At 37.2% G+C, this 8707-nt stretch carries 7 protein-coding genes; 5 read left to right on the top strand and 2 right to left on the bottom strand.

Annotated features, from left to right (window positions below; genetic code table 11):
* Nucleotides 1-175 precede the first annotated feature (175 nt).
* Complete coding sequence (locus ACOVQ4_RS17825) at nucleotides 176-838, top strand: gluconate 2-dehydrogenase subunit 3 family protein (RefSeq protein ID WP_421821970.1); 663 nt, start codon at nucleotides 176-178, stop codon at nucleotides 836-838.
* A gap of 393 nt (nucleotides 839-1231) precedes the next feature.
* Nucleotides 1232-2464, top strand: a complete 1233-nt coding sequence (locus ACOVQ4_RS17820; RefSeq protein ID WP_421821969.1) for a serine hydrolase domain-containing protein — start codon at nucleotides 1232-1234, stop codon at nucleotides 2462-2464.
* Nucleotides 2465-2612: 148 nt separating this feature from the next.
* Here ACOVQ4_RS17820 and ACOVQ4_RS17815 read toward each other — a convergent pair whose 3' ends face one another.
* Entirely contained in the window at nucleotides 2613-4292 is a 1680-nt protein-coding gene (locus ACOVQ4_RS17815; protein ID WP_421821968.1) for a hypothetical protein, read from the bottom strand.
* Between the two features lie 266 nt (nucleotides 4293-4558).
* On the opposite strand from ACOVQ4_RS17815, the gene ACOVQ4_RS17810 reads away from it, so the two are divergent.
* Nucleotides 4559-5107, top strand: a complete 549-nt coding sequence (locus tag ACOVQ4_RS17810) for a nuclear transport factor 2 family protein (protein ID WP_421821967.1) — start codon at nucleotides 4559-4561, stop codon at nucleotides 5105-5107.
* 362 nt (nucleotides 5108-5469) lie between these two features.
* On the top strand, nucleotides 5470-6192 hold the full coding sequence (locus ACOVQ4_RS17805; protein ID WP_421821966.1) for a YebC/PmpR family DNA-binding transcriptional regulator: 723 nt from the start codon (nucleotides 5470-5472) through the stop codon (nucleotides 6190-6192).
* 229 nt (nucleotides 6193-6421) lie between these two features.
* Here the strand turns inward: ACOVQ4_RS17805 and ACOVQ4_RS17800 are convergent, their stop codons facing one another.
* Nucleotides 6422-6610 carry a hypothetical protein gene (locus ACOVQ4_RS17800; protein ID WP_421821965.1) on the bottom strand — a complete coding sequence of 63 codons (189 nt, stop codon included), beginning with the start codon at nucleotides 6608-6610 and terminating at the stop codon, nucleotides 6422-6424.
* Between the two features lie 378 nt (nucleotides 6611-6988).
* Here ACOVQ4_RS17800 and ACOVQ4_RS17795 point away from each other — a divergent pair, with 378 nt between their 5' ends.
* Nucleotides 6989-8062 (top strand): DUF922 domain-containing protein, encoded by a 1074-nt coding sequence (locus ACOVQ4_RS17795; RefSeq protein WP_421821964.1) that lies wholly within the window; start codon nucleotides 6989-6991, stop codon nucleotides 8060-8062.
* Nucleotides 8063-8707 lie beyond the last annotated feature (645 nt).

Raw genomic sequence — 8707 nt, 5'->3', positions numbered from 1 at the left:
AAGAAAAATCTATAGGACATGAGTGGGTAGCAGTGCTGAATTATGAGTTGTGAATTGTGAGTGTAAATTTTATTTATCAGCATTTCATCTCACCAATCAATTAAAATCAATGCAAACAATTGATTTACAACAAATTAGACCAACTGTTATTTACTTATTCAAACCTTTTATTCAGATGAAAAGAAGAGATTATCTTAAAAATATTGGTTTTACTTCGTTGGGAATGGCAGTGCTTAGTCCAGAAGTAAAAGCCGCTGAGTTGCTCGAACAACAAAAGCCTATTAAAAAAGGCGCAAAAGCAGCACCTGCCAAATCGGACGATATCAAAATCCCTGGTGGTCGTACCAAAGACGAGGCCATCCGTGATGCCAAATTGATGGCTGAGAAGTTCTTCAATGAGCATGAAATGAAAACTATCACCATTTTGGTAGATATAATCATTCCTGCCGACGACAAATCGGGAAGTGCTTCTCAAGCAGGTGTACCAGCTTTTATCGAATTTATTGCTAAAGATAGACCCAATGAATTCAAGACGCCTTTGAGAGGTGGCTTACGTTGGTTGGATTCTCAGTCTCTCAAGCGTTTCAATAAGGATTTTGTGAGCATTACGCCACAACAACGTATTGCGATAGTTGATGATATCGCTTATCCAGAGAAGTTCAAACCAGAGTTTTCTCAAGGCGTTTCGTTTTTTTCTTTAATGAGAAACCTAACAGCGACGGGCTTTTTCTCAAGCGAAATGGGTATTAAAGATATTGGTTACGAAGGCAACCGCCCGAACCAATGGGACGGCGTTCCAGAAGATGTATTGAAGCAATATGGCTTGAGTTATGAATAAATTGTAATTTTGAAAAGGGTTTTAACAAGTGTGGTTAAAACCCTTTTTTCTTTAGCTTAGAGCTTTCAGTTATGGGCATTCGGTAAAATATATCTATCGTTACTAAAAAACAATTCAACACTCTTTGCCTTGTGCCTGTTGCATAGTGCCTAAACACATAACCTGAATCTTATTTTGCACGATTACTTTATAACTTTTTTTAACTTAGTTTTTTCTGAAGAAATATTGAAAAACAGTCCTTAGTAATGTAAATTGCAGTAGAGTTTTGAGTAAAACTTCTGAAAAAGCAAATACGAAGTTTGAAATATGAGATTTATCCGCCCCAAAATCGCATTTTTCAAGAAAACTCTTCCCCACTAAACATTATATAAAACATCCTTAATTCAGAGAGTTGTGACGCAGATTACGAAGCAGTTTTTTTATTTTACCTTGTTAATCATTTTGGGCCTAGTGGCCTGTTCACATCAACCCAACCAATGGGGAGATACAACCACCAATAGTACCTCATCACGAAACGACAGTATCGCCAAACTTTTTGATGCGACTGTTGCTTCTCGAAAAGCAGCCAAGCTAGATACATTTTTCAGAAACCTCCAAAAGAAAGCCAAATTTAATGGCGTTGTGTTAGTATCGCAATACGGAAAAATTATCTATAAAGGAGCTTTTGGCTACAAAAACTTCTCTACGAAAGATACAAACACCACCGAGACGCTATTTCAATTAGCTTCGGTATCTAAGCAGTTTACGTCGGTTGCGATTATGCAATTGCACGAAAAAGGTTTGATCAATTATAACGACCCTGTTTACAAATATATCCCAAGTTTTCCCTACGACCCTAGCATTACGATACGCAGTTTACTGACGCATTGTTCTGGTATTCCTAATTATGCCTACGCCCTCGACAAAGTGGTGAACAAAAAGGAACCTATGTCGAACGAGCAAATTGTAAACCTATTTGCCAAGTACAAACCTGGCATCAACTATTTACCTAATGCTCGATTCAACTACAATAACTCTAATTATGTTTTGCTAGCTTATATTGTTGAAAAGCTTTCAAAAATGTCATTCAGAGAATATGCACAAAAGTATCTTTTTGCGCCTGCGGGAATGTCCAAAACCTTTATTTATGATCCTACCAAAACAGCATTAGTGGCCAACGCAGCGCTAGGACATACGCCAAGAAGAGGTGGTTACTGGCAAATTCCGTTCGACCACCTAGACGGCGCTGTAGGTGACAAGGGTATCTACTCAACGGTCGAGGATATGTTTAAATGGGATATGGCTTTGAATAGTGAAAAGCTTGTTAAACAAAGTACCCTACAAGAAGCCTTTCAGCCTGCACATCATTTCAAAAACCTGATTAATAAAAACTATGGTTATGGCTGGCGTTTGCAATTGATGGACGACGGCTCTTGGCTAACTTTTCATACAGGTTGGTGGCATGGTTTCAAAAATTACTACCTCCACAACCCAAAAGATAATTCTTCCATTATCATTCTTCAAAACGTAGCCAATCATGCTTTGGCGCGTGTGAAGGTTGCTCAGTCTATTCTATATCCCGATAAAGCTTGGTATTTCATGAAAGGAGAATCCATACAAGAAGAAGTCGAAGGCGGACATGAGTAGTTTTGAGTGATGAATTAATCATCTCGGATATCGGCTATCGGATTTGAGATTTCGGAAGTAAAATTTAATTTTTAACACTTCCGAAATCTCAAATCCCAAATCTATAATAGTTATAAATCCTTCATACAGCCCTAAATCCCCCCATTACTCATTCCTTTTTTACAAACTCGTAAGCTTCAAAACTTCCTTTTCTAGGCTGATAAGTAATGTTATATTTTTTTCCTTTTCTCAAAACAGGAATCGAAAGCGTATTTGAATAGCTTGTATAAGTTTTATTGATATTGATAGAAGCCAATATTTCGTCACCTTCTTGCAAACCCGCTTTAGCCGCTGCTGAATTGGGGTCTAGTCCTTGAATAATTTCTCCTTTTTGCACTTTCATAGGTTTGGCAAAGCCCAAATCAAATACCCCAGTTGTGATTTTTCTAACAGTATATCCTTCATAAATATCGGGTTCAGGAATGATTAATTTTCCACTAAGCATTGCCTTCCAATCGTCTACTGCCCACTGTCCAATAGATGTGGCTAAGAGCTTTTCCCAAGTTTCCTTAGTGACATACGCACCCGCCTGAGCTTGTTGGCTTATTTGATTGATTAAAGCCACAACTGTCACCTGACTATGTATACGCTTTAATTTGGCTTCGAGGTTAGCAAAATACAGCGCCCCTCTCGAATAGCCTATTGACCACGCATTTCGCCCCGACCACTTTACAGCAGGAATATCTTTTTCTGAAACCTCACGAATCGCATTGGTATAATAGAGTGCGGCCTCCTCATTGATAAGTTTACCAAATTCTGTTGGTGTATACAAGCCTGCCTCCAGCGGAAGTACCATACACAAATAATCAGCAATACCTTCGCTATACCAATCATCTTCACCCTCTGGTGCATGAAGACTTCCGACAAAAGCATGTACCGTTTCATGAGCAATCAAGGAGTGAATATCGGCGGTGGTGGCATCTTCGGAGGGAGGTAAATACAGTGTGTATCCCCCCATTACAGCAACACCACTGGCGAGAGGCCCTCCCTCGTAGGTTCGAATAAATATTCTAAAAGGGTTTTCAGCCTTTCCATTTAGTCGGTTTCGCAAATGCGCATATACTTTTTCGACCCAAGAGGCTGCTTGTTTCATTTCATCTGATTTTCTACCCAAAGCATACAGACTAAATCCATTGCTTCGGCGTCCTTCTGGATAGGCAAACATTTTTCCAACAATAAACTGACAAAACATCAATTCACTTAAATCAGCTTTGATTTGACAATCATTTTCACCTTTTGACGTAACCGCCATAAAGCCTTTGGGCAAATGCCATTTTAAGGATAAATCAACGGAGTTGAGCATTTCGGGATATAATAAAAAGCTAGTAAATGCCCCTGCTAATCCTCCTCCTGTAGCTTGTAAATCAATATGTGGCCCTCGGCGTTTGGGAATAGATACTGCCACAGGTATGTGATAGTCTATTTTGACAGTATTTCCTCTAACTGGTCGATTCCCTTTCCAAACTTGCAGACTTAAATCATTAATAGTGGTGTCGGGATACGCTCGATACATGACCGCCCCTTCAGAATCCTTCACCGAAAGCTGAGTTACGACGTCGGTTGTTCTGTCCAAATAAGGCTGTAGCGAATTGAATAGTAGTTTTAACTCATGAGCTTTTTGGGTTTTATATTGAACAGAATAATAAATATGTAAACCAATGGCCTTACCAGTCTTATCAAGGTCGGGACTTAAGTGAATTTCTTTGATAATAGGTAGGTCTTGCGCCCTCACGGCTGTTGCAATGATGAGCAATAGAAGTAAAAAAGTGGTGTTTTTTTTAAGTATCATAAAAAGAGAATTAAAACTAGATTACTAGTAATTTAACAGAAAAGCCACAAAGAGACAAACCAGCCAATATTTTGTTGGTTAAAAATCCAGAAAGCTTCTACTTTAGTCATACACTATTTGGGCTAGCTAAACGTTTATAATAAAGTTTAATCGCATATAGTGTACAAAACTTTAAAAATTACATATCTTTACAGCCCTTGGCGTTCGTGGCATTCTTTTCGCTACAGATTTTCCAAAAGCTTCAATAATCAAATTTTTCCAACATCATGAAGATTAAATCATTACTTCTCGGCTTATTAATGCTGGTAGGATTTCAAATCAAAGTGCAAGCGCAATCGGAAGATGAAGGCATCAAAGCCTGTGTCAACAATTACCTTGATGGAGTGATGCAAGGTGACACGGCTCGTCTTAACCGTGCGTTCCACCCTACTGCAATGCTTCGTAGCATCAATAGTAATACAGGAGCATTACAAGATATTTCGGTACGCAAATTCGTTGCAACTACTCCTGCTGGTGGTATTCAAGGTAGAGGTGGCTCTACAAAATTGATTTCTTACTCTTACATTGGCGTGTCGGCAGTGGCTACAGTAGAGTTACGTTTTGGCGACTTCAAATATGTGGATTTATTGAGTATGTTGAAGTTTGGTGACAATTGGAAAATTGTAAGCCGTGTATTTAGCCGTGCCGATTTGGATGCTACCGTAAAAGGTACAGCTGCTGTACCAAGTGCTGGTGGTGCTCCGGCTGCTTCAAAACCTCCAGTAGTGAAAAAGTCGAGTGCTAATGTGAAACCAAAAGCTGATGATGGTTGGTAGTATTGGGGCTTATGGCTATCGGCTTTGAGCTGACAGCTTTTATGACCTTCAAGCGCTGAAATATATAAGGTGACTAGGCATAGCTAAGTTGCCTTTTTTATTTATTGATAGTTTAAAACTGTTCAAAAAGTAAGTCCAAGCATAGAACACTTGAACTAGATTACTAAAATCATTTTATTCCATTCTGAAATTCCCAACTACTTTTGTACCTTTGCATTCGCAAAAAATTAACCCTTAGATTAGCGTATTTGCGTTAAGCAATCTGTGAATCTAATTTCTTGATACATAAATTTTTGAACATAAGAAAAGACTGAGAATCCTCTGTTTCGCGGTCTCCTATCAATTTCAAATTACCAAATAAAATGGGAAGAGCATTTGAATTCCGTAAAGCTAGAAAATTTAAAAGATGGGGCCAAATGGCCAAAACTTTTACCAAAATTGGTAAAGATATTACAATCGCTGTAAAGGCGGGTGGACCAGACCCAACCTCAAACTCGCGTTTGCGTGCTATCATGCAAAACGCTAGAACAGTGAACATGCCAAAAGTTAATATCGAAAATGCCATCAAACGTGCTTCTTCAAAAGATCAGGATGACTACAAAGAGATTGTTTACGAAGGATATGGACTGCATGGCGTAGCCGTTTTGGTTGAATGTACCACCGATAACACAAACCGTACTGTAGCTAACGTGCGTAGTTATTTTACCAAATGTGGTGGTAGTTTGGGTACTTCGGGAATGCTTGACTTTATTTTTGATCGTAAAAGTATTTTCAAAATTGCAAACACTGGCAACATCGATATCGAAGAGTTGGAATTAGAGCTTATTGATTTTGGAGCTGAAGAATTATTCTTGGATACTGAGGCTAACCAAATCAATATCTACGGTGGATTTACAGCTTTCGGGGCAATCCAAAAATATCTTGAAGAACAAAATTTCGAGATTCAGGGGGCTGACTTCGAACGTATCCCAACTGATTTTAAAAAACTAACAGAGGAACAAGCTGCTGATATTGAGAAACTTATCGACAAGCTTGAAGAGGACGACGATATCCAAAACGTTTATCACAACATGCTTGTTGAGTAAATAAAATTAGTTTATCCACAAGCCTCATCTCTAATTTAGCGAATGAGTAATATGTTTTTACTAGTAAAGATTTTATGCTTTGCAAAAAAAGGGATATCACTTGGAAATGTAGTATCAAAAAAGGCGTTCGAAATGAATTTTTCGAACGCCTTTTTTAATAAACAATTGGAAAATAACCTAAAAGTTACAACTATAAATAATTCAGGTTTTATTGATTATCCCAAAATATTTAATCTATCTGATTATGCTTTGCATTGTATGCAACCGCAAATACAAGTGCTTCCAAAATAATACCTACTGTTGCAGTTAGGGTGTCGCCCAACCAAATTAAGATTACACAAAAGACAACGAATAACGTGATAAGTTCAAATGTTGATAAATCGTTTTCTACTTCTTGTGAATGATGTGAATTTCCCATAGTCTTAGTCAATAGTTTATATTTTTTATTGAATATAGCCAATCTGAACTATTCCTCCTAATTTTTTTTTATCTTAATGTAAGTATAAGTTAGTGTGTAAAATAGAATATAATTTTTGGGCTGTGAGGTAACGGCTTTCGGCGGTGGGCTTTGGAAAAAAGCATGACTGAGGTTATTAAAAAACATTTTAACACTCTTTGCCTAGTGCCTAATCTTATAACTTAAATCTCATTTTGAAGGATAACTTCAGCAAGTTATTAGTTAACCAAAAATCTATTACTAGAATAAACTTAGAATCAAAAAGTATATATTCAATATGCACCGATGTTTCATTATCCATTCATGCTTTACGTTACTTAAAAGAAAAAAGATTTTACGATGAAACACCTCTTCTTTTTCATGATGTGCTTTGTATCGTCATTTTGTCATTTGGGGCAAAATCCAGTAAAATCTGTACCCTTACAGACAAGCGAACCTCCTCTTATTTCTAAGTACTTTTATATCGAAAAAGTATCAGATATTCGAAACAACACTTCACGAATTGGTCATGCCTTCGGGGCTGATAATTCGTTATTACAGCTCAAGCCAAGTATTTCGTTAAGCAAGTATGTTCGTAGTTTTTTCCAAAATCCTGTACGTCGAGACACGCTTGATTATGCCATTACGATTCATATTAAAAATTTGGATATACAGGAGAAAATTAAGGATAATATGATTCATGGCGAGTGTAGTATCGAACTGGCATTTTCTTTTACCAGAGCAGGAACGGATGTTGTACTTACTAGCTTCAAAAGTAAAACGATTTTCAAACGCTCTTATGGCGAGTACGATAATTATCAAAAAATGATTGAGAGATTATTCAGAAGAGGCGCCGAGCATCTGAACCAATGGATGTCTTTGAATTATGATAAAAATCCAATCCTTGCAAGGTCTCTTGTCATAAATATTCTCCCAGATTATCGCATCGAAAACCCCGACAAAGGCGATACGCTATTTTGGAGTCCTTCAAGACCTTTACGATGGAGTGATTTTCAAGGAAAACCTCCTATTTTCACCACATATTCAGCTCAGGTTTTTTCAAACTTTGAATATATTGGAGATGTAAAATTTAGCAAAGGAGTTCTTACTGCCAATTTACAATTTAAGGCCTACGTCCTCAAGTCATCTTCATGGAATGCCCGTGCAGGCAATAGCGAGTCGGCACTCGACCATGAACAGTTGCACTTTGATATTACAAAAACCATCATTGAGAAATTCAAAGAAAAGGCACGACAAATTACTTCGGTAGAGGATTATGACAGCGAAATTCAATTGCTATTTATTGATATGTATCGACTCATGAATAAACTTCAGAAACAATATGATGCCGAAACCAATCACTCCATCAACGTAATTGATCAAGAGCGCTGGCGAATGGAAGTGAGAAATGAGTTGAGGGGATATGGGATATAATTTGAAAGTTGGCTAATTTGAAGATTTGAAAATGAATTATAATACATTAAGAAAATTAGCAGCCATCTAATAATAGATACGGCTAGAGCTTCTTATGAAGCTAAGTTAGTACGTAAAATAAAATTTAATTTTTGAGCTTTCAGCTTTGGGCATTCGGCAAAAACATATCAATCGTTACAAAATAACATTTTAAGACTCTTTGCCTTGTGCCTGTTGCCTTATGCCTAAATCAGAAAAATCAAATCTAATTCTGCGCGAAGACTTGATTTGAAGATTTGAAAATGAATTATAATACATTAAGAAAATTAGCAGCCATCTAATAATAGATACGGCTAGAGCTTCTTATGAAGCTAAGTTAGTACGTAAAATAAAATTTAATTTTTGAGCTTTCAGCTTTGGGCATTCGGCAAAAACATATCAATCGTTACAAAATAACATTTTAAGACTCTTTGCCTTGTGCCTGTTGCCTTATGCCTAAATCAGAAAAATCAAATCTAATTCTGCGCGAAGACTTGATTTGAAGATTTGAAAATGAATTTTAGAGCACTAAGAAAATTAGCAGCCATTAGTTCGAATAATAGATACGACTCGAGCTTCTTATGAAGCTATCAAGCGTATCTATTATCACAAATATCTACTATAATC

The sequence above is a fragment of the Flectobacillus sp. genome (assembly GCF_049240685.1).
Classification (GTDB): Bacteria; Bacteroidota; Bacteroidia; order Cytophagales; family Spirosomataceae; genus Flectobacillus.
The sequence above is the reverse complement of the archived record's forward strand: the minus strand, read 5'-3'. Positions and strand labels throughout refer to the sequence as shown.